The organism is Spelaeicoccus albus (assembly GCF_013409065.1).
Lineage (GTDB): Bacteria > Actinomycetota > Actinomycetes > Actinomycetales > Brevibacteriaceae > Spelaeicoccus > Spelaeicoccus albus.
Genome location: NZ_JACBZP010000001.1, coordinates 2,116,769 through 2,138,962 on the forward strand (window position 1 = coordinate 2,116,769; position 22,194 = coordinate 2,138,962).

Annotated in this window: 20 protein-coding genes; 17 read left to right on the forward strand and 3 right to left on the reverse strand. The window is 66.2% G+C overall.

Annotation, left to right across the window (positions count from 1 at the left end):
- Positions 1-351: 351 nt before the first annotated feature.
- The 4 genes from BJY26_RS09795 to BJY26_RS09810 all read left to right on the forward strand — a co-directional run bounded on the left by BJY26_RS09795 (position 352) and on the right by BJY26_RS09810 (position 5,175).
- Positions 352-2,217, forward strand: coding sequence for an acetolactate synthase large subunit (locus BJY26_RS09795; protein ID WP_179427789.1), 1,866 nt, complete (start codon positions 352-354; stop codon positions 2,215-2,217).
- Positions 2,214-2,726 carry an acetolactate synthase small subunit gene (gene ilvN, locus BJY26_RS09800; protein WP_179427797.1) on the forward strand — a complete coding sequence of 171 codons (513 nt, stop codon included), beginning with the start codon at positions 2,214-2,216 and terminating at the stop codon, positions 2,724-2,726. The genes BJY26_RS09795 and ilvN overlap by 4 nt, the downstream gene beginning before the upstream one ends.
- A 56-nt stretch (positions 2,727-2,782) precedes the next feature.
- The gene (ilvC, locus tag BJY26_RS09805) at positions 2,783-3,811 is read left to right on the forward strand and encodes a ketol-acid reductoisomerase (protein ID WP_179427799.1); all 1,029 of its coding nucleotides are present in this window, start codon (positions 2,783-2,785) and stop codon (positions 3,809-3,811) included.
- Positions 3,812-3,960: 149 nt separating this feature from the next.
- The gene (locus BJY26_RS09810; RefSeq protein WP_342354659.1) at positions 3,961-5,175 is read left to right on the forward strand and encodes an FAD-dependent oxidoreductase; all 1,215 of its coding nucleotides are present in this window, start codon (positions 3,961-3,963) and stop codon (positions 5,173-5,175) included.
- Between the two features lie 6 nt (positions 5,176-5,181).
- On the opposite strand, the gene BJY26_RS09815 is transcribed toward BJY26_RS09810, so the two are convergent.
- Positions 5,182-5,508, reverse strand: a complete 327-nt coding sequence (locus BJY26_RS09815; protein ID WP_179427801.1) for a nuclear transport factor 2 family protein — start codon at positions 5,506-5,508, stop codon at positions 5,182-5,184.
- A gap of 397 nt (positions 5,509-5,905) precedes the next feature.
- Between BJY26_RS09815 and BJY26_RS09820 the strand changes: the two genes are divergently transcribed.
- The 13 genes from BJY26_RS09820 to BJY26_RS09880 all read left to right on the forward strand — a co-directional run bounded on the left by BJY26_RS09820 (position 5,906) and on the right by BJY26_RS09880 (position 18,523).
- Positions 5,906-7,051: an NAD(P)/FAD-dependent oxidoreductase gene (locus tag BJY26_RS09820; protein WP_179427803.1), complete on the forward strand. Its 1,146-nt coding sequence runs from the start codon at positions 5,906-5,908 to the stop codon at positions 7,049-7,051.
- Positions 7,048-7,311, forward strand: a complete 264-nt coding sequence (locus BJY26_RS09825) for a (2Fe-2S)-binding protein (protein WP_179427805.1) — start codon at positions 7,048-7,050, stop codon at positions 7,309-7,311. Before BJY26_RS09820 ends, BJY26_RS09825 begins: the two co-directional genes overlap by 4 nt.
- Positions 7,298-8,785, forward strand: a complete 1,488-nt coding sequence (locus BJY26_RS09830) for an FAD/NAD(P)-dependent oxidoreductase (RefSeq protein WP_179427807.1) — start codon at positions 7,298-7,300, stop codon at positions 8,783-8,785. The genes BJY26_RS09825 and BJY26_RS09830 overlap by 14 nt, the downstream gene beginning before the upstream one ends.
- A gap of 122 nt (positions 8,786-8,907) precedes the next feature.
- Entirely contained in the window at positions 8,908-9,798 is an 891-nt protein-coding gene (locus tag BJY26_RS09835) for a dihydrodipicolinate synthase family protein (RefSeq protein WP_179427809.1), read from the forward strand.
- Positions 9,799-10,800 (forward strand): proline racemase family protein, encoded by a 1,002-nt coding sequence (locus tag BJY26_RS09840; protein ID WP_179427811.1) that lies wholly within the window; start codon positions 9,799-9,801, stop codon positions 10,798-10,800.
- A 212-nt stretch (positions 10,801-11,012) separates the two neighbouring features.
- Positions 11,013-12,179 (forward strand): branched-chain amino acid ABC transporter substrate-binding protein, encoded by a 1,167-nt coding sequence (locus BJY26_RS09845; protein WP_179427813.1) that lies wholly within the window; start codon positions 11,013-11,015, stop codon positions 12,177-12,179.
- 63 nt (positions 12,180-12,242) lie between these two features.
- Complete coding sequence (locus BJY26_RS09850) at positions 12,243-13,148, forward strand: branched-chain amino acid ABC transporter permease (protein WP_179427815.1); 906 nt, start codon at positions 12,243-12,245, stop codon at positions 13,146-13,148.
- Positions 13,148-14,278, forward strand: a complete 1,131-nt coding sequence (locus BJY26_RS09855; RefSeq protein ID WP_179427817.1) for a branched-chain amino acid ABC transporter permease — start codon at positions 13,148-13,150, stop codon at positions 14,276-14,278. Before BJY26_RS09850 ends, BJY26_RS09855 begins: the two co-directional genes overlap by 1 nt.
- Positions 14,259-15,074, forward strand: coding sequence for an ABC transporter ATP-binding protein (locus BJY26_RS09860; protein ID WP_179427819.1), 816 nt, complete (start codon positions 14,259-14,261; stop codon positions 15,072-15,074). Before BJY26_RS09855 ends, BJY26_RS09860 begins: the two co-directional genes overlap by 20 nt.
- Positions 15,071-15,784 carry an ABC transporter ATP-binding protein gene (locus BJY26_RS09865; protein ID WP_179427821.1) on the forward strand — a complete coding sequence of 238 codons (714 nt, stop codon included), beginning with the start codon at positions 15,071-15,073 and terminating at the stop codon, positions 15,782-15,784. Before BJY26_RS09860 ends, BJY26_RS09865 begins: the two co-directional genes overlap by 4 nt.
- A gap of 5 nt (positions 15,785-15,789) precedes the next feature.
- Positions 15,790-16,851 (forward strand): proline racemase family protein, encoded by a 1,062-nt coding sequence (locus BJY26_RS09870; RefSeq protein ID WP_179427823.1) that lies wholly within the window; start codon positions 15,790-15,792, stop codon positions 16,849-16,851.
- The gene (locus tag BJY26_RS09875; protein ID WP_179427825.1) at positions 16,848-17,804 is read left to right on the forward strand and encodes an ornithine cyclodeaminase family protein; all 957 of its coding nucleotides are present in this window, start codon (positions 16,848-16,850) and stop codon (positions 17,802-17,804) included. Before BJY26_RS09870 ends, BJY26_RS09875 begins: the two co-directional genes overlap by 4 nt.
- A complete protein-coding gene (locus BJY26_RS09880) occupies positions 17,801-18,523 on the forward strand; it encodes a GntR family transcriptional regulator (RefSeq protein WP_179427827.1) in 723 nt (240 codons plus the stop codon). The genes BJY26_RS09875 and BJY26_RS09880 overlap by 4 nt, the downstream gene beginning before the upstream one ends.
- Before the next feature lie 193 nt (positions 18,524-18,716).
- On the opposite strand, the gene BJY26_RS09885 is transcribed toward BJY26_RS09880, so the two are convergent.
- Together BJY26_RS09885 and BJY26_RS09890 are read right to left on the reverse strand one after the other, a co-directional pair.
- Positions 18,717-21,185, reverse strand: a complete 2,469-nt coding sequence (locus tag BJY26_RS09885) for an ABC transporter permease (RefSeq protein WP_179427829.1) — start codon at positions 21,183-21,185, stop codon at positions 18,717-18,719.
- Positions 21,182-22,024, reverse strand: a complete 843-nt coding sequence (locus BJY26_RS09890; RefSeq protein WP_179427831.1) for an ABC transporter ATP-binding protein — start codon at positions 22,022-22,024, stop codon at positions 21,182-21,184. Before BJY26_RS09890 ends, BJY26_RS09885 begins: the two co-directional genes overlap by 4 nt.
- Positions 22,025-22,194 lie beyond the last annotated feature (170 nt).

Consider the following 22,194-nt stretch of genomic DNA (forward strand, 5'->3'; position numbering starts at 1 on the left):
CGCCGTCATGACGACGCGGTCTATACGCGGCGCCGCGTTTTGCGGAGTGGGGCCCGCGGGAATTGCCTGGACGTCCTACGAGATCCACGATGCGAGATGGGCCGGCCCGATTGTTGACATGATGCGGGGCCACAGAGCACAGTGAAGACATGCAAAACGAGCTTCTTGTAGTAATTAGAAGGCGCGCGGTACACCACCGACGCTGACGTTACTACCGTCCCGCGCGCCCCTTTTGAGAAAAACTCGAAAGGGGCGTTTTTAGTGCCGGGGTCGCCACCCGGACCCGGCACGGCAGGCACCGAGCGAGATAGATCGAGCAACGCAAGATCAACGAGCAAGCAGGAGATACCGATGGTGACGCCAGACCAGCAGACGGGAGTGGCGCCCGCGCCGCGTCCCGCGGTCAAACCGGGTCCGCCGGGCGCACGCGCAGAGGCCGCGCCCGAAGAACTCACCGGAGCCGAAGCGATTGTCCGATCGCTCGAACTTCTCGGCGTCGACACGGTATTCGGCTTGCCGGGCGGCACGATCCTTCCGACGTACGACCCGCTGATGGACTCGACAAAGATCAGGCACATCCTGGTCCGGCACGAACAAGGCGCCGGTCACGCGGCCGAAGGGTACGCTACCGCCAGCGGACGAGTCGGCGTGTGCATGGCGACGTCCGGTCCGGGCGCGACCAACCTCATCACGGCCATCGCCAACGCACACATGGACTCGGTGCCGATCGTGGCGATCACGGGGCAGCAGCATTCGGCGTTGCTGGGCACCGACGCATTCCAAGAGGCGGACATCGTCGGCATGACCATGCCCGTGACCAAGCACAGCTTCTTGGTCAAGGACGCCGCCGACGTCCCGCAGGCGCTCGCGGCCGCCTTTGAAATCGCCGCGACGGGTCGACCCGGACCAGTCCTGGTCGACGTGACGAAGGACGCCCAAACCACGCGGGTGCCTTTCCAATGGCCGATCGACCTCGACCTGCCCGGCTACCACCCCGTCACGAAGCCGCATTCGAAGCAGGTCCGTGAAGCGGCCCGGCTCGTGGCGGAGGCGAAGCGGCCCGTGTTCTACGTCGGCGGCGGCGTGGTGCGTGCCGGCGCCAACCGGCAGCTGCGCGAACTGGCCGAGCTGACGAACATCCCGGTGACCACCACCTTGATGGCCAGGGGAGCGTTCCCCGATTCCCATCCGCTGCATCTGGGCATGCCCGGAATGCACGGCAGCGTTGCAGCGGTCACCGCCATTCAAAAAGCCGACGTGCTCATTTCGATCGGTGCCAGATTCGACGACCGGGTGACCGGCAAGCTCGATTCGTTCGCGCCGAACGCCACTGTCATTCACGCCGACATCGATCCGGCCGAGATCTCCAAGAACCGGATCGCCGACGTGCCGATCGTCGGCGACGCACGTGAGGTGATCGAAGAGCTCGGTGTCGAACTGTCGACCCACCACGCCGAGCAGCTGAAGCGCGAGCGGACGAAATGGTGGAAGTTCCTGGGCCGGCTGCTCGAGACGTACCCGCTGGGCTTCGAGGAACCGGACGACGGCACCTTGAGCCCGCAGTACGTCATCCAGCGCATCGGCGAGCTCGCCGGGCCGGAAGCCGTGTATGCGGCGGGCGTCGGCCAGCACCAGATGTGGGCGAGCCAATTCATCGGCTATGAACGTCCGAACTCGTTCGTCAATTCGGGCGGCCTCGGCACAATGGGCTACGCCGTGCCGGCCGCCATGGGCGCCAAGGTCGGCCAGCCGGACCGGACGGTGTGGGCCATCGACGGCGACGGCTGCTTCCAGATGACCAATCAGGAACTCGCCACGTGCACCATCAACGACATCCCGATCAAGGTAGCGGTCATCAATAACTCGTCGCTGGGGATGGTGCGGCAATGGCAGACGATGTTCTACTCGAGCCGCTATTCGAATACCGATCTCAACACCGGCACCGATACCGCGCATATTCCGGACTTCGTGAAACTCGCCGACGCGTACGGGGCCGCCGGACTGCGGTGCAGCCGGCCGGAAGACGTCGACAAGACGATCGAAGAGGCCATGAGCATCAACGATCGGCCCGTCGTCATCGACTTCGTCGTCCATCGTGACGCCATGGTGTGGCCAATGGTCGCGTCGGGCGTGAGCAATGATGAAATCCAGTACGCCACGGGCGTGCGGCCCAAGTTCGATGATGACGACGACGAGACGGGGGAAGAGCTGAAATGAGCCGACATACGTTGTCAGTCCTGGTCGAGAACAAGCCGGGCGTCCTGGCCCGGATGACCGGACTGATCGCCCGCCGAGGATTCAATATCCATTCGCTCGCGGTCGGCGTCACCGAAGTTGACGAACTCTCGCGCATCACGGTGGTGGTTGACGTCGAGGACCTGCCGCTCGAACAAGTCACGAAGCAGCTCAATAAGCTCGTGAACGTGATCAAGATCGTGGAACTCGAACAGGATTCGTCGGTGCGCCGGGCTCACGTCTTGTTCAAGGTCAAGGCGGATGCCGCCACTCGCAATTTGGTCTCGGAATCGGCGACCTTGTTCCGCGCGCACATCGTGGACGTCGCCCCGGACGCCGTGACCGTCGAGGCCACCGGAGAACTGGAAAAGCTCGAGGCGCTCCAGCGCGTGCTCGAGCCCTTCGGCATCCGTGAAATCGTCCAGTCCGGAACCGTGGCCATTGGCCGCGGATCCAAATCGATCACCGACCGGGCTTTGCGGAGCGCGTGACGCGGGGCGCCCGCCCCGCGGACAGATGTACACCCCTAGTAAAGGAGAAATGAACAGTGGCTGAGCTTTTTTACGATGACGATGCCGACCTGTCGCTCATCCAGAACCGTCGCGTCGCGGTCCTCGGATACGGTAGCCAAGGGCACGCGCACGCGCTGAACCTGCGCGATTCGGGCGTCGACGTACGCGTCGGCCTGCTCGAAGAGTCGAAGTCGCGCCCCAAGGCCGAGGCCGAGGGGCTACGCGTCGTCTCGCCCGGCGAGGCAGCGGCCGAAGCAGATTTCATCGTGATCCTGGCGCCGGACCCGGTGCAAAAGGACCTGTACAAAGAACACATCGAGCCGAACCTCAACGACGGGGACGCACTGCTGTTCTGCCACGGCTTCAATATTCGCTACGACTTCATCAAGCCGCCCGCCTCGGCCGACGTGCTGCTCGTCGCACCGAAGGGCCCCGGCCACTTGGTGCGCCGCGAATTCGTGGACGGCCGCGGCGTGCCGGTCGTGGTCGGCGTCGAGCAGGATGCGTCGGGCAATGCCTGGCCGCTCACCCTCTCGTATGCCAAGGCGATCGGCGGCCTGCGGGCGGCCGGTATCAAGACGTCGTTCACGGAGGAGACCGAAACCGACCTCTTTGGCGAGCAGAGCGTGCTGTGCGGCGGCATTTCGAAGCTGATCCAGTACGGCTTCGAAACGCTCACCGAAGCCGGCTATCAGCCGGAGACCGCCTACTTCGAGGTGCTGCACGAGGTGAAGCTGATCGTGGATCTGATCTACGAAGGCGGCATTGCCAAGCAGCGCTGGTCGGTATCGGACACCGCCGAATATGGCGATTACGTATCGGGCCCGCGCGTCATCGACCCGCACGTGAAGGAGAACATGAAGGCCGTTCTGGCCGATATCCAGAACGGCAAGTTCGCTGAACGGTTCATCGCCGACCAGGAAGCCGGCGCGCCGGAATTCAAGAGGTTGCGTGCCGAAGCCGAGCAGCATCCGATCGAGGCGGTCGGCCGCGACCTGCGCAAGCTGTTCGCGTGGGTCAAGCCCAGCGACGACGACTACGTGGAGGGCACGGCTACCCGCTAGCTGACGTTTCGCGGGGTGGTTTGTCCGCGGCGGGGTCGTTCTTATCACCCCGCGGCGGACAAACCACCCCGCGATTCACGTCGGTCGCCGTCACCGGCGGCCTCTGCGAAAGCAGGAATGAATACCGGCAGAGGGCTGCTGTACGGGACGTGGAATCGACAAACGTACTCGACGGCCGGCGGCTGGCCGTAGTGGTGATTGGTGCCGGCCAGGCCGGGCTGTCGGCGGCCTACTATTTGGCTGCGCGCGGGCTGAGACCGTGGACCGATTTCGTCGTGCTGGACGCGAACGACGGCCCGGGAGGAGCCTGGCGGCACCGCTGGGACAGCCTGACACTCGGCCGTGTCCACGGCATCCACAAGCTGCCCGGAATGGACCTGGAGGGCCCCGATCGGGACGCGCCGGCAAATCGGACAGTGCCCCGCTATTACGGCGACTACGAGAGTCGGTTCGGTCTGCCGATTCTGCGCCCCGTGACAGTGACCGGTGTGGCAGCGGACGGCGACGGGTTCGCCGTCACCACCGACGACGGACCGGTCGCGGCCGCGTCGGTCGTCAATGCGACAGGCACGTGGGACAGCCCCTACCGACCGCACTACCCGGGCGCCGAGCGTTTCGCCGGGCGGCAATTGCACACGCGTGAGTATCGTGACGCTGAGCAATTCCGCGGACAGCGGGTTCTCGTCGTCGGCGCCGGCACGTCGGCGCTTCAATTCATCCAGGAGCTCGACGCTCGCGGTGCCGACACGGTATGGGCCGCCCGGCGCACGCCGCAGTGGACGAGCCGGGCCTTTGACCGGGACTGGGGCCTGAACGTGGAAAGGGCTGTCTCTGCCCGCACCCGGGAGGGCCTTGCGCCCCTTTCGGTTTCGGCCGTGACGGGCATCCCGTTGACCGACCTCTATGTGCCGGATATTCGCCGCGGTCTGCTGGCGTGGCGCGGCCGGATTGAGCGGTTCGGAGCGCACACGGTCATTCTCGACGGACCGGGGCCGGACGGCGTGAGCCTTCCCGGCCAGGGCGAGGCACAAAAGATCATCGACCGCTCCATGGTCCGGGCGCTGCCGGGCCGGGCAGTCGGGTCCACAGCCTCGCAAGCCGACCGCCGATGGGAAGTGCCAATCGATGCCGTGCTCTGGGCGACCGGGTTCCGCGCCCACCTGAGGCACCTCTCGCCATTGCAAATCCGCGAGCCCGGCGGCGGGATTCTGATGGCGGACGACGGCGTGAGCGCAGTGCGGATGCCGGGCTTGTTCCTCGCCGGCTACGGTGCTTCGGCGTCGACGCTCGGTGCGACTCGTGCCGGCCGTAAGGCGGCAATGGGGGCGCTGCGTTCCGTGCCGGAATCCGCCCCGGCCGGATGAGACCGACTACGTGACGGTGGCGTGCGACATGAAGCTGGTGACTTGACGGATTTTGGCGTTCTTCCCATGGCCGTTGAAGCGAAAGAAATGCGCGAACGCCATCACGGTGCCATCGCCGCGGCGGATCGTGCCGTTTGCAGCGCAACCGGCACCGTGCGACAGAACGTTAGCCACTGTGAACGTCGTCGCCGACGGGTCGGACAATCGGTCCAGCACTACGCCCAACTGGTCCGTGCCGTAACTTGGACCGAATCCGATAAGCTCCCACACGACGTCCTCGGTCAAAAACTGAAGCACTTCCTTGTGCGCGCCATTGGCCAAAAAGATCAGCAAGTCCGCGATCTGTCGTCTCTTTGGCGCGTTACCGCAATCGTCGTCAATCTCGATCTTCACTGCCGATACCTCCAGCCGGCGATTTGCACTGATACATAGTAGGACGACGGCGCGTTCGCAGTTTCATCGGCGGCGGGCGAAGAGACGGTCTGCTTGTTCGACGTCGTCGAGCGCAAAATGGGAAGCATCGACGTACTGTTTGCCAACGCGGGAACGGGGGAGCCCGCCCAGCGAGTCCGGCGCCAATCACCTCGCCTCGATTGAACGGGCCCTCACTCTCGGGCGCGCGCGATCGGTACTATGTCACTGAATCGGCAATCGACGGCAGCGACACGGCATTGACATCTGCTTTGTCGACTTCCGCCGCGGGCAGTATCGACGGTGAAGGAAGCTCCCATTGACGCAGGCAGTAGTCGTCGGCGCGGGTATTGTCGGCGCGGCCTGCGCCTACTACTTGTCGGCGGCGGGCATCGACGTGACGGTCGTCGACCGTGGGCAGATCGGCGCCGGCACGACAAGCCGCGGCGAGGGCAATATCCTCGTCTCGGACAAGGGCCCCGGGCCGGAACTGGAACTGATGCGCCTCAGCCGGACCCTCTGGCTCGACCTGGCCGGTGACGTCGGCGCGGCGGCCATCGAACTCGAGCGCAAGGGCGGTCTGGTCGTGGCAACGAGCCCGGCCGCCCTCGGCCCGCTGCACGAGTTTGCTGCTGCGCAAGCGGCCGCCGGCGTGCGAACCGTGGAGATCTCCCGCCCGACCGATTTCGAGCCGCATGTGGATCCGGGCCTGCCCGGCGGAGTTCTCTATCCCGAGGACATGCAGGTGCAACCGGTCCTTGCGGCGGCCCATTTGCTGGCCTCGGCGAGGCAGCGAGGTGCCCGCGTCATGCAACGCACTGCAGTCCACGGGGTGCGCACCGACTCGGGCGGCGCCGTGACGGGCATCGACACGTCGTCCGGGCCTTTGCGGGCCGACGTGATAGTCAACGCGGCAGGCACATGGGGCGGCGAGGTCGGCGAGGCTATGGGCGCCGGCATTCCGGTACTACCGCGCAAGGGGTACGTGCTCGTCACCGAGCCGCTGCCGACAGTCGTCCGGCGCAAGGTCTATTCGGCGGACTATGTCGCGAACGTGTCCTCCTCGGATGCCGGGCTCGAAACGTCGTGCGTGGTCGAGGGCACCCGCGGCGGCACGGTGCTGATCGGCGCCAGCCGGCAGCGGGTCGGCTACGATACGACGATCGATGCGGAAGTCGTGTCCACACTGGCCCGGCAAGCCGTGACCCTGTTCCCCATGCTGAAGGCCGTCAACCTCATGCGCGTGTACTGCGGATTCCGTCCCTACTGTCCCGACCATCTGCCGGTGATCGGACCGGACCGACGGGTCCCGGGCGTTTACCACGCGTGCGGCCACGAAGGCGCCGGAGTCGGTTTGGCTCCCGCAACCGGCTACGCCGTCACCCGACAAATCCTCGGCCAACCGGTCGGCGCCCCGATGTCGAGCTTTTCACCGGATCGTTTTGTGGGCGGAGCCGCCGCATGAGCCGGCTGACCGTCGACGGAGAGCCGTTGGAATTCCGCCCCGGACAAACCGTCGGCGCCGCCCTGATGGCTGCCGGCATCCTGTCGTGGCGGCGCACCACCCACCGCGGCGCACCCCGCGGCTTGTTTTGCGGCATCGGCGTCTGCTTCGACTGCCTGGTGACGGTGGACGACGTCCCGAACCAGCGCGCTTGCCTCACCCCGGCGCGGGAGGGCATGCGTATCCGCACTCAAGAGGGGACCGGCCATGACCAGCTATGACCCGACCGGCTATGACCCGGCCGGCAATGACCCGGCCGGCTATGACCTGGCGGTGATCGGCGGCGGACCTGCCGGAATGGCTGCGGCCGCCACTGCGACGCGAGGCGGCCTGCGCGTCGCGCTGATCGATGCCGGCCCCGGCCTCGGCGGCCAATTCTGGCGGCAACCCGCACCGAACGAAGACGCAACGGCATTTGGCGAAGCGGACGCCGCCGGCTATCACCACGATCTCGCGACGTTCCGCCGCCTGCGCGGCGAGATCTTCCGGGCCCGCGCCGATGCGCGCCTGGAATTATTCAGCGGTCACCACGTCTGGACGGCAGCGTGCGGACCGGGCGGCGTGCGGATCCGGGCCGTCGACAAGCTTTCCGAGCCCGGCCGCGATATCGAACGGATAGTGAGCGCGGACGCCGTCGTGCTGGCACCGGGAGCCTACGACAGGCAAGTGCCGTTTCCCGGGTGGGATCTGCCCGGCGTGATGACGGCCGGCGGTCTGCAAGCGCTGTTGAAAGCGGGCGGCGTGGCTGCCGGTCCGCGCGTGGCCGTCGGCGGCACCGGACCCTTCCTGCTGCCCGTCGCCGCCGGACTGGCAATGGCCGGCAGCCATGTGGTTGGCGTGTTCGAGGCGAGCGCGACGACGGCGTGGACGCGCCATGCCGGCGCCGCCCTGGCCAACCCGGGCAACCTCGCCGAAGGGGCCGGATACGCCGCCGCGCTTGCCCGCTATCGCGTGCCGTACCGGCAGCGGTCGATGATTGTGGCGGCGCACGGCACGGAACACGTCGAATCGGTGTCGGTGGCGGGCTTGCGCCCGGACGGACACGTCGACACTGCGTCCGTTCGCACGATCGACGTGGACGCCGTGGGCGTCGGGTGGGGGTTCACGCCGTCGCTGGAACTGCCCATGACCCTCGGGTGCGAGGTGTCGGACGGCGACGACGGCTCGCTTGCCGTGGTGGTCGACGCGGATCAACGATCCAGCGTCGCCGGCGTGTACGTCGCCGGAGAGGCGTGCGGTATCGGGGGAGCGGCACTCGCCGTGGCCGAGGGCGAGACGGCGGGTCGGACGGCGTGCCGCGACGCCGGTCTCGAGGCCGATCCGAGCCCGGCCGCCGCGCGCACCATCCGGCGTCGGCGGCGGTTCGCCCGCGCCATGGCGGTGGCGCATCCGGTTCCGCCGGCCTGGCAGGACGTGCTTGAACCGTCGACCATCGTGTGCCGGTGCGAAGAAGTGGACGCGGAAGCCGTCGACGACGCCTGCCGGAACCACGGCGCCACCGATGCCCGCGGGGTCAAGGAACTGAACCGGGCCGGCATGGGGTGGTGCCAGGGACGCACTTGCGGTTACGCCGTCGACTGCTTGGCCGCCCGCGCGGCCGGCATTCCCATGACACCGCAACCCGCTCCGCGACCGGTGGCCGCGCCCCTCACCCTCGGAGCACTCGCAGCCGATGATGCCGGGCCGGACCATTGACACGCTGCCGCCGATAGTGCAATGTAATATTTTACTGCTGGGACGCCGGTCCCGCCGCCGCGCGCCGACGGGTTCCGTTCGGAGCGTGGCCGGAGAACTGCCGAAGTGCGAAGGAGCACGCGATGTCGAACCGGAAACCATGGCATGGAGTGCTCGTTGCCGCGAGCCTGCCGTTCAATGACGATTTGAGCCTCGATCTGGGCGCCTACGCGGACAACGTGGCGTGGCTGGCCGAGGCGGGGTGTGACGGCGTGTCGCCGAACGGATCGCTGGGGGAGTACCAGTCGCTCACGACGGCGGAACGCGATGCCGTCGTCGAAACGGCAGTGAACGCGGCACCGGAGGGATTCACGGTCATGCCGGGCGTCGGCGCGTACGGCGGGCTCGAATCGAAGCGCCATGCGCAGGCCGCCAAAGACCTTGGATGCCAGGCCGTGATGGCATTGCCGCCGAACGCCTACCATGCGGACGAACGATCGGTGCTGAAGCATTTCGAACTGATCGCCGACGTCGGCTTGCCCGTGACCGCGTACAACAACCCGATCGACACCAAGGTCGACCTGACGCCGTCCCTGCTCGCCAAGCTCAGCGCCGAAGGCTTCATCGTGGGCGTCAAGGAGTTCTCCGGCGACGTCCGGCGTTGCTACGAAGTCAGCGAGCTGGCTCCGGAACTCGATCTCATGATCGGCACCGACGACACCGTTCTCGAAGTCGCGATCGCCGGCGCCAAGGGGTGGGTCTCGGGGTTCCCGCAGGTATTCCCTGCCGAATGCCTGGCCCTGTACAACGCCGCGATCGCCGGCGATCTTGCCACAGCCGTGCCGCTATACCGCCGGCTGCACGCAGCACTGCGCTGGGACTCCAAGCCCGAATTCATCCAAGCCATCAAACTCGGCCAGGACATGATCGGTCGCAAGGGCGGGGTGTGCCGGCCGCCCCGGCAACCGCTGCTGCCGGGCGACGAGAAGCACGTGCGCTCCGCAATCGAGACGGCGCTGGGCCGGGCTGCGTAAATGCGCGCGCGTCGCGTTTTCCACGCCGTCGATTCGCACACCGAGGGTATGCCGACGCGCGTCATCACGGGCGGCGTCGGCACGCTGCCGGGCGACACGATGTTCGAGCGGCGCCGGGCATTCCTGGCCGATCACGACGACGTCCGCACGCTTCTCATGTACGAACCCCGGGGGCACGCGTCGATGTCGGGGGCCATTCTGCAGCCGCCGACACGTCCGGACGCCGATTTCGGCGTCCTCTTCATCGAGGTCTCCGGATGCTTGCCGATGTGCGGCCACGGAACAATCGGTGTGGCAACCGTGCTTGTCGAAACCGGGATGGTCGAAGTCACCGAGCCGGAGACCGTGATCCGTCTGGACACGCCGGCCGGACTCGTCACCGCTACGGTGCACGTCGACAACGGTGCGGCGAAAGCCGTGACCATCGAAAACGTGCCCTCGTACTTGCATGCGCGGGACCAGACGGTCGACGCGGAAGGCTTCGGGCCGGTTCGCTACGACATCGCCTACGGCGGAAATTTTTATGCGTTTGTCGAGTTGGACGATCTCGGGATCGAGTTCTCCCGCGCCAATAAGGACGCCATGCTCACGGCCGGCCTGGCCATCATGGACGCCGTCAACCGACAGAATCCCGTCGTGCATCCGCTGAACCCCGAGATCGACGTCTGCCACCACGTCTATCTCGCCGCGCCGGGGTCGACGGCCACGCACTCCCGCCACGCCATGGCGATCCACCCGGGGTGGTTCGACAGGTCGCCGTGCGGCACCGGCACGAGCGCCCGGATGGCACAGCTGTGGTCACGCGGCTCGCTCGTGCCGGGCGCGGACTTCATCAATGAATCGTTCATCGGCAGCCGCTTCACCGGCCGTATCAGCCGGACCACGACCGTCGGATCATACGACGGCATCGTCCCGACCGTCACCGGCCGCGCCTGGATCACCGGCACCGCCCAGTACATGCTCGATCCATCCGACCCCTTCCCGGACGGTTTTTTGCTGTGAGACCCGACCGCGACGGTACGCGAATGCGTATCGCTATGTCACGGTTTGGAAACAACACCCGCGGCGGGGTAGTAACGGCGGTTCGGCTCGTGCATTGTTAGTGCAATGTCACACAGCGCTCGAGCGGGATGAACGAGCCCGCGTCGACGGCCCGGACCAAAGGCGGCCCCGGTCGACAGAGGTGAAGGAACCGAAGGAAAACGGAGATAACAATGACGTTAAGAAAAGTTGGATTCGGCGGTTTAGCCCTGGCGGCCGCGCTGGCGCTGGGCGTCAGCGGCTGCGGCGGCGGGGGCCTGACCTCGGGGTCGGACAAGAGCAGCGACGACTCGGCCGGGCCCATCAAACTGGGCATGGTCGCTCCGACGTCGGGCAGCTCGGCAGCAATCGGACCGTATATGAAAAACGGCGCAAAGCTGGCGATCGACGAGATCAATAAAAAGGGCGGCGTGGACGGCCGCAAACTCAAACTTGTCGTCGAGGACGGTGCGTGCGATCCGAAAACAGCCGCCGCGGCTGCCTCGAAACTTGTCACGGCCAAGGTGACGATGTCGGTCGGCGGCTACTGCTCCGGCGCCACCCTGCCGACGCTCAGCATCTTCAACAAGGCGAAGATCCCGATGCTGATCCCGGCCGCCAACTCGAACGACCTGGTGGATCAGAAATTGCCCAACGTCTTCCTGGTCAACGGCACCGGCACCCAACAAGCCGCGGCAGCCGTCAAACAAATGAAGAAGCAGGGCGTCAAATCCGTTGCCTTGATCGACGACAACACGTCGTATTCGAAGGACATCACGACAAAGACCGCCGAAGACGTCAAATCCGATAAGTCGCTGAAGGTCGTCAGCAAGCAGTCGGTCACGGCCGGCGAATCCGACTATTCGGCGGCCGTCACGGCGGCGTTGAAGAACCACCCGGACTTCATCTATTGGACCGGTTACTACCAAGAGGGCGGCTTGCTCATCAAGCAGTTCCGGCAGGCAGGGTACAACAAGACGATCATGGTGGCCGACGGCTCGGTCGACACGAAGCTGATCGACATCGCCGGTAAGAAGAACGCGCAAGGCGTCCTGGCCACTATGACGCAAACGCCGCAGACCATCCCGGGCGGCGACAAGTGGGTGGCGAAGTACAAGAAGCAGTTCAATTCCGACCCCGGACCGTATTCGACCCAGTCGTACGACGCCGTGCGGATCGCCGCCAAGGCGATGACTGACGCGAAATCGACGCAGTCGGACAAGATCATCGACGCACTCGAGAACATCGACGGATTCAAGATCTTTTCCGGACCGCTCAAGTTCACGCCGCAGCACACGCTGACGTCGGGCGGCTTCGAGATCCTGATCGTCAAGGGCACCAAGCTCGTACTCGACAGCTAGCGTCCGGTACCGTGCCGCACCGCCTTAAGCGGCGCGGCACGGTATCCACGGCCGAGGAGGGCCATGGATCATCTCGTCCAGCTCGTCTTGAACGGATTGTTCGTCGGGTCGTTCTATGCGCTTGTCGCGCTTGGCTACTCGATGGTGTACGGCATCATCAAACTGCTCAACTTCGCACACGGCGACATTTACATGCTCGGGGCGTTCGCCGGATTCGCCATCCTCACGTTCGGAGGCGGCGCTCTCGGCGGCGGCAGCTCACTGCTCACCCTCGTCATCGTCATGATCATGGCTATGGTGTTGACCGGTTCTGCCGGCCTGGTGCTCGAACGCGTGGCCTACCGGCCGCTGCGCGGGTCGCCGCGGCTGACAGTCCTCATCACCGCGGTGGGCGCCAGCTTCGCCCTCGAGTACGGTATTGCGCTGTGGGCAGGCCCGAACCCGGAGGTCTATCCGGTTCAGCTCAAGAGCACGACAGTGCACCTGCTGGGCGCTCGGATCACGATCAACCAGCTGGTCATGATGGCCATCGCCGTCGTGCTGATGATCGGGCTCGACCTGATCATCGCCAAAACGCGGTCGGGCCGTGCCATGCGGGCCATATCGCAAGATCCGAAAGCGTGCCTCTACATGGGCATCAACGTCGACCGGGTCATCTCGTACACGTTCTTCATCGGGTCGGCTCTCGCCGGCGCGGCTGGAGTGATGGCCGGAGCGTATTACGGCAAGATCGACTTCCTGATGGGATTCATCATCGGACTCAAAGCATTCACGGCCGCCGTGATCGGCGGAATCGGCAATGTGCGCGGCGCGGTCCTCGGCGGCGTCCTGCTCGGCCTGCTCGAATCGTTCGGCACCGCGTTCTTGGGCAGCGAATGGCGCGACGTGTTCGCGTTCGGTTTCCTGATCGCGTTCCTGACGGTCAAGCCCACGGGGCTTCTCGGCGAAAAAGTGACGGAGCGTGTGTGATGAGCGAGAACAAGGGCTCCGACTTCGTCGCGGCAGTGGAATCGCGCGGAAAATCGGTCAAGGGCGATATCGGCTCCGGGCTGCCGGCCGGCGGCAGTGACGGGGGAGCACCCGGCGGCCGGGCACGCGGGCCGGGCGCGGCGTCCCGCTTCGTCTCGAGCCCGTGGTTCGGAGGCACCGTCATGGTCTTGGCGATCCTGGTGCCGTTCATCGACTCGTCGTCCTACACGATTCGAGTGTCGACTGACGCGCTCATCTTCGTCATGCTCGCCGTCGGACTCAACATCGTCGTCGGCTACTGCGGGCTCCTCGACCTGGGGTACGCGGCCTTTTTCGCCATCGGTGCGTACACGTCGGGCATTTTGTCCACCACTTTCGGCTGGCCGATCATTGCGACGATTCCGGCAGTGATCGCGGCGGCAGTCGTCGCCGGACTCGTCATCGGCGGGCCGACCCTGCGGCTGCGCAGCGACTATTTGGCGATCGTGACGTTGGGATTTGGCGAGATCATCCGGATCACCGCCAACAATCTGGATTTCACCGGCGGGCCGAACGGTGTGTTCGGCATTCCGGACTTCGGCGATTTCGGGCTGCGGCCGGATGTCGCAATCTACTTCGTCACAGTCGTCATCGTCGGCATCGCCGTCTTGGCGTCCGCCCGGCTGGGGCGCAGCCGGCTCGGCCGGGCCTGGCGATTCGTCCGTGAGGACGAGGACGCCGCCGAAGCGATGGGCATCCACACCTACAAGGTCAAATTCGCGGCGTACATCGGCGGCGCGATCTTCGGCGGCATCGCCGGCGTGCTGTTCGCCGTCCACCAGACCGCAATCTCGCCGATGAGCTTCACGTTCCTGTGGTCGGCGCTCATCTTGATGGCCGTCGTCCTGGGCGGGATGGGGTCCGTGCCCGGAGTCGTGATCGGCGCCGTCATCATTTCGCTACTGCCCGAGCTTTTGCGCGGCATCGGCAATTGGCGGTATTTCGCCTTCGGCGTGCTGTTGATAGTGATGATGGTCTTCCGCCCGCAAGGGATCTGGCCGGCCAGAAGCGCCGAGCGGACGTCCAGGATCGAAAGGAAGCGCGCCAAACGGGCACGGGCGGAGGTCAGCCATGACGACGCCACTTCTTGAGGTCCGGAACCTGCAAGTCCGGTTCGGCGGCGTGCAGGCAGTCAGCGGCCTGTCGTTCGACGTGTACGAAGGCGATGTCCTGTCGGTGATCGGCCCGAACGGGGCAGGCAAGACGAGCGCTTTCAACGCCGTCACCGGCTTTTACCGTCCCAGCGCCGGTACCGTGCGCTTCGAAGGCGAATCGATCGCCGGACGGCGGCCGGCCCGCATTGCAGCGCGCGGCGTGGCCCGCACGTTCCAGAACCTGCGCCTCTTCGGTGAGCTGACGGTACTCGACAACGTGCGCGCCGGCATGCACGTGCGCATCAAACAAAGCGCGCTGGACGCCGTCCTGCACACGCCGCGCTACCACCGTTCCGAACAGCGGGCCACCGACGAGGCGCACACATGGCTCGACTTCGTGGGTCTGCGCTCGGATCGCGCCTGGGAAGTGCGCAATCTGCCGTACGGCGAGCAACGGCTCGTGGAAATAGCCCGCGCGCTGGCCCGCGAACCCAAGATGCTCCTGCTCGATGAGCCGGCCGCCGGGCTGAACTACGGCGAAAAAGAACGACTGCTCGACCTATTGCGCCGCATTTCCGAAATCGGCATCGCCGTTGTCCTGATCGAGCACGATATGGGGCTGGTCATGGAAGTCTCGCATCGAATCGTCGTACTCAACTTCGGCAAGGAGATCGCCGAGGGAACGCCGGCCGAGATCCGCACCAATGAAAAGGTCATCGAAGCCTATCTCGGGGCCGAGGACGAGGAAGCCCGGCACGAGGCAGAGGAGATCGCCGAGGAGGGGCGCGCATGACGAACGTTCTGGAAATCGACAGCCTGTACGTCAATTACGGCAAAGTCGAGGCGCTCACCGATCTGACCATCAGCGTCGGCCAAGGCGAGATCGTGTCGCTGCTCGGCAACAACGGGGCGGGAAAATCGAGTACGCTCGCCGCGGTTTCCGGCGTCGTCAGGCCCCGATCGGGGACTATCACCGCATTTGGCGACGACATCACGACCATGACGCCGTGGCGCATCGTCGAGCGCGGCGTCGTCCACGTGCCGGAGGGCCGGCGGATCTTTTCCAGGCTGACGGTGCACGAAAATCTGCTGATCGGCGGCTACAGCGTCAAGGATTCGTCGCTGATCGACCGGCGGATCGGCGAAGTCTACGAGCTACTCCCGCGCCTTGCCGAGCGGCGTACTCAGGCCGGCGGCACACTCTCGGGCGGCGAACAACAGATGCTGGCCATCGGCCGCGCCATGGTGACCGGCCCGAAACTTCTCATGCTCGACGAGCCGTCGATGGGACTGGCGCCGATCATCGTGGCCCAAGTGATGGAGGCCATCCGTACCATCAACACGGGCGGAACCGCCGTCCTACTCATCGAACAAAACGCCAGGTCCGCCCTCAAAGTCGCGCACCGCGGGTACGTCATCGATTCCGGGCACGTGACATTGGAAGGATCCTCGGAGCTGTTGCGGGCCGACTCCCGCGTGATCGACGCCTACCTGGGAAAATGACTGTCATGCCGGTCGCGGAATTCGCCACAGTCGATTACCACACGGGCGGAGAACCGTTCCGCATCGTGATGCCGGTCGCCGGGGCCGGCGGCAACGCCGTCGCCGACGTATTGAGCGGGCGGGCCGGGCACACCACAGTTGCCGAACGCCGGATGGCGGCAATCGCGTCGCCCGAGGTGCAGCGCGTCCGGCGGATCCTGTGCTCGGAGCCGCGCGGCCACGCGGACATGTACGGCGGCTTCCTCACGCCGCCGGATGACGCGGGCGCCGACTTCGGGGTGTTGTTCTGGCACAAGGACGGCTTTTCGACGGCGTGCGGGCACGGCACCATCGCGTTGGGCACCTGGGCAGTGGAATCGGGCCGGGTACGCGCCGATCCGGACGGCGACACCGATGTCGTGATCGACGTCCCCTCCGGGCGGGTCACGGCCCGGGTGACGTGCGCCGGCGGCCGCGTCGATTCGGCCGCGTTCTTAGGCGTATCGAGCTGGGTCGCCGACCGGCGGGTGCCGCTCGTGCTTCCGGGGCGCACGGTGGAGGTCGACATCGCGTACGCGGGAGCCTTTTACGCGAGCCTTCCCGCGTCCGCGCTCGACCTGACGGTGGAACCGGCACGGTACGCCGATCTGGTCGACGCCGGACGGCGCATCAAACACGCGGCGGATACGCACCCGGCCGCACGGCATCCTTCCGACGACCGTCTGTCCGGCATCTACGGCACGATCCTCTACGACGAGGCGGCCGGTGCGACGGCCGCCGGGGCTGCGGTTCGCCAACGCAATCTCACCGTCTTTGCCGACGGCCAGGCGGACCGGTCGCCCTGCGGCTCGGGGACGTGTGCCCGGATGGCCCTGCTCGCCGCCTCCGGTACGCTGACCATGTCGAATTCCCTGATCCATACCTCGATAGTCGGTAGCACGTTCACCGGGCGGATTCGCGGCTTCACCAGCGAGTTCGGCAACGACGCGGTAGTGCCCGAAGTGACGGGCAGCGCATACCGGACGGGACGGTCGACCTTCGTCGTCGACGACCGGGACGAGCTCGCGGAAGGATTTGTGCTCAGATGATTCCCTGGATCACGGCGGAACAAGTGGCGCGCACGGTGTCTCCGGCCGAAGCGGTCGACGCGCTGACCACTGCACTACGCGCCGGACTCGACCCCGCCGCCGACCCGGCGCGCGCCGTCGTCGAAGTGCGCAGCGGCAGCATCCTGTTCATGCCCTCGGATGCCGGCGACCATGCCGGCGTCAAGCTCGCCACAGTGGCCCCGGACAATCCGGACAAATCGCTGCCCCGGATCCAAGGACTCTACGTTCTGCTCGACTCGGCGACGCTGGCGCCGCAGGCAGTGATCGATGGTGCGGCACTCACGACCCTGCGCACGCCGGCCGTGTCGGTCGCCGCGGTCGCCGACGTGCTGCGGCACCGGTTCGATTCCGCGATCGAGGTGGTGCTCTTCGGCGTCGGACCTCAAGCTGCCGGGCACATTCGTGCGCTTGAAACGGTCGCGCCCATCGCCGGAGTGACGATCGCCGTGCGAGCACCCGGACGCTCCGCATCGATCGCGGCCGAACTCGAATCGCGCGGCATCGCGGTGCGCGAAGTCGCGTCGGGCACCGCCACGGCCGATGACGCGGTCGCCGGCGCGGACGTCGTCATCGCAGCGACGACGGCGCGCGAGCCGCTCTTCGACGGGGCGCGCGTCGGTGCGGGCGCCGTGGTGATGGCCGTCGGATCGCACGAGCCCGATGCACGTGAGCTCGATTCCACGGTGATGGGACGAGCCCGCGTCATCGTCGAATCGCGTGAGTCCGCCATGCGGGAATGCGGCGACGTCGTGATGGCTGTTCGTGACGGCGCGTTGGACGGCGACTCGCTGCTGCCGATGGACGCCGTTGTCGCGGGGCGAGCGGTCATCGGCGATGGGGCGCCGGTGGTGTTCAAGGGATCCGGAATGGCTTGGGAGGACCTCGTCATCGGATCGACGGTTTTCGACAAGACCATCGAGGGCACGCGTTGACCGGGCACCCGCCGGACGCCGGACAGGCGGACGCGACGGACCCCGCCGACCAGCTCGATCTGCCGAGTTTCGACGGCCGCACGAGCTTGCGCCAGCAGGTCGGCGACGCATTGCGCGCGCTGCTCATTTCCGGCCGAATGCGTCCCGGAGTGCTCTATTCGGCGCCCAAACTCGCGGCTCGCTTCGGAGTTTCGGCCACGCCGGTGCGCGAAGCAATGCTCGATCTGGTGGGTGAGGGCCTGGTGGAAGTGGTGCGGAACAAGGGGTTCCGGGTCACCGGCATGACGGGGCATGAACTCGACTGTTTGGCCGAGTTGCGCGCCATGATCGAGATTCCGGCCATGGCCGCGGTCGCCGAAGAATGCACTGGCGCCGTCGCCGAAGCAGTCGAAGCGCTGCGGCCGAGAGCGCGTGCGATTTGCGCGTCGGCGCGCAGAAAGGACTTGGTCGGCTACCTGGAGGCCGACACCCGTTTCCATCTGGACTTCCTCGCGCTGCACGGTAACGACCATCTCGTCGAGGTGGTGCGTGATCTGCGGTCGCGCTCGCGGCTGTACGGCCTCGATGCCCTGGCCGACGCCGGGACTCTCGGTGATCTGGCCGGCGATCACGAGGAAATGGTCGACGTGGCATTGGCACGACGCCCGGAGCGGATGCGTGAGGTGATGAGCCGTCATATCGGCCTGGTCCGGTCGACCTGGGCCGGGGACGCCGGATAGTCCGCCGCGATTTCCCCCCGGCTTGCGCCCCTCGACCCCGTCCGCCCTGCCTTGATCACCGTGGCCCGCCGAGTGGTGGCGAATGGCTGCCTACCCTCGCCGAGTGGTGGCGAATGGCTGCAAAATCTCCGATTTTGCAGCCATTCGCCACCACTCGGCGAGCCGGCCCGGCGTCCGGACGGCGCGAAGCGCCTTAATCCATGCTCATCCCTTCGACGGGCGTGAGCTTGGTGGCCCGACGGGCCGGCAGGATCGAGGCGATGAGCCCGGCCAACACGGCCACTGCGAGAACGATTCCGAACTGGCCCCAGGGAATCACCAGCAGAGTCGGAAGGTCCGAGGAGCTCGTGATGGCACCGGTGCCGGCCCAGCCGTAGAACACGCCGAACCCGATTCCCAGCAGCGCCGCGACTGCCGCGACCAAAATGGACTCGAGCCCGAGCATTCCGCGCAGCTGCCCCTTCGTCAGTCCCATCGCCCGCAGCAAAGCCGACTCGCGGCGCCGTTCCATCACGGACAAGGCGAGGGTGTTGCCGACACCGACCAGGGCGATGACCACTGCAATCGCCAGCAAACCAACGACGACGAGCATCATGGTGCTGATGACCTGACCGTACGCCGCCCGCTCGGCCGCGCCGCCGCTGACATTCGCATCCGGGACGTCCTTGGTGATCGAGGACGACATGTCCTGAATGTCGGACGCCGAGAGCGACGGGTCGATTCTCAGCCACACCTGGGTGGCCGGAGCATCGGCGTCCATCGCGTGCAGCGTGCCGGCCGTGACGAGCGCCGAACCGTCCGGTGCCTGAGATTTGACGTCGACCGTCAGATCGCGCTGTTCCGGGCCGACGGGAACCGAATCGCCGTCCTGCACGTGCAGCTGTTCGGCGGTGCCGGGATTCACGATGACCTGCGAGTTGCCGGGGGTCAGCTTGTCCGAGTGCACGACCCGGTCGAGCGTGCCGGTCTCCAGCCCGAGAAGCGTCAGATGCGAATCGCCGACCTTTTGCCGGTCGCCGTGCACCACTGTCGAATCCCGGACATGGTCGGCACCGCGGATCGATGCGGTCTGCGCCGCGGTCATTCCGTGATCGGTTGACACGATCAAGTCGACCGGCCGCTTGTCGTTGACTTCGCTGACGAGTGAACCGCGCACCGATGTGGCACCGACCATCACCGTCGTGACGAGAGTGACGCCGATCAGCAGGGCCGCCGCCGTGGTGGCGGTGCGGCCGGGGTTGCGGATCGCGTTGGCCGCGGCCAAGCGACCCGGCACGCCGGTGAACGCGATGAGCGAGCCGACACCTCGGACCGCGAGCGGCACGAGAAGCGATGAGGCGAGTAACACGCCGACAAAGCAAATGACGCCGCCCGGCAATCCCGCTGCAAGACCCGCCCCGAGAGCGCCGGCTACCAGGAGAGCCGAACCGCCGGCGATCAACACCGCGGCAATACAAAGCCGGACCACGCCGGCATGCGACGATGCGGGGACGGAATCGACCGGCCGCATTGCCGCCACGGGGCGCACCTTGGTGGCCCGGCGCGCCGGCATCATGGCGGCGACCATTGTGACGACGACGCCCGCGACGATCCCGATGGCGATATGGGCGATATTCGGCGACGGGGCGGTGAGGCCGATACCCGTCGAACCGGTGCTGGACAGCGCGGCGACCCCGGCCGCCAGACCGTAGCCGGCCAGCACGCCGATCACGGACGCAAGGAAGCCAGTAGTGAACGCCTCCGTGTAGACCGACCGGCGCACTTGCGATTTCGACGCGCCGACGCAGCGGAGCAGAGCGAGCTCGCGGGTGCGTTGGGCGACGAGCACCGCGAACGTGTTCGCAATGACGATGGCGGCCACGAAGAGGGAAATCGTGGCAAAAACGAGCACGACCATTGTCAGCAGATCGCTGTTGCCCGTGACTTGTTTGACCGAAGCGTCCAGCGCTTGGTCGTGAGTTTGCACGCTTGCATCAAGCCCGGCCTTGTCGAGCGCGTGCGAGACGGATGCGGACACCGCGGAATCCGACGCGCCGTCCGAGGCGACGAGGATGCCGTTCACCGCGGGATCCCGGTCGAGACTGGACCGCCCGGCGTCCGTCATCGTCGCCGTCACCATTCCGGCGCTCAACACGGAGCCCGCGTTTTCGGTAATGCCGGAGACCGTGACCCGCACCGGCGTCTCATTCACAGATTGCGCACGCCGATCGATTGTCGTCTTCATCACCGTGATGGTGCTTCCGACCTTGGCGTGGAAGTTCGCGGCCGACGATTTATCCAGCGTGATTTGTTTCGGCGTGGAGGGCCAGGTGCCGGATTCGAGCTTTTGCCACCGGAGTTCCTTGTCCGGCAAGGAGGTGATTTCGGCATTGGTGCGCTGCCCGTCGATCCGGGCGCCAACGTAACTTTGCCGGACGGCGTCGGCGGCTTTCACGTGATCGGCTCCGCGGACGGCGGCCAGATCCTTGGCCGGCCGGTCGCCCTTCACTTGCACGGAAGCGTGTTCGAGCGGCGCGGCCACGGCCGTCGCTATCGTCTTGTTGAACGATGCGGACAAGGCCAATGTGCCGACCACGAAGCCGACCGACAGAATGATGGCGATCGACGAGGCGATGAGACGCGGGGCGCCCGCGCGGATTTGCGCCCAGGTGGCGGTTTTCATCGGGAGACCGCCTCCTCATCGGTACGGCCGAGACGGCGGAGCGCTTCGATGACGTCGTCCTCGGACGGGGAGGAGATGTCGCCGGCGATCCGACCGTCGGCAAGCATGACCACGCGGTCGGCGTACGAAGCGGCCACGGGATCGTGAGTGACCATGATGACCGTTTGGGACAGCTCGCGCACGCTGCGGCGGAGCAGTCCGAGAACCTCGGCGCCGGAGTTCGAATCGAGATTGCCCGTCGGTTCGTCGCCAAATATGACATCCGGCCGGCTGAGCAGCGCCCGGGCTACTGCAACGCGTTGCTGCTGGCCGCCGGAAAGCTCATGAGGCTTGTGCTTCAACCGCGGTTCCAGACCGAGGATCGACACGACCTGGTCCATCCAGGCCCGGTCGGGCTTCCGGGAAGCCAGTTCGAGAGGCAGCAGCATGTTTTGCTTGGCCGTGAGCGTCGGCACCAGATTGAACGCTTGGAACACGAAGCCGACGCGGTCGCGACGAAGCCGGGTGAGCTGCTTGTCGCCCAGTCGCGTGATCTCGGTGCCGCCAAGGTAGACCGAACCGCTGCTGGCCGAATCGAGCCCGGCCAAGCAGTGCATCAGCGTGGACTTACCGGAGCCGGACGGGCCCATGATGGCTGTGAACTTTCCGCGTTCAAAGCCGACGGATACGGCGTCGAGCGCGGTCACCGCCGTTTCGCGGCTCCCGTACTTCTTGGTCAGCGCGATGGCCGAGACGGCGGCCAGGGCGTCCGGCGACGTGCCGGGAATCGCTGCCGCGGAAGTATCGTTTTCCGGGTCGGAGGCGCTCAAGCCGCCATAGGTGCGGGCCGAGAAGTTCATTGTTGACCTTTCGTAACGGACGGGGATCGGGATGTCGTATTCGACGTTATTGGTTTCCCGATCCTTCCGCGTCGGCCCGAAAGGCGAACCTGACCGGCCCGGCGTACGACCTCGGTATGACCCAAGCCCCGCCGAGCATCCACCCGCACGCGTCCTGCGGAACCCGGGCC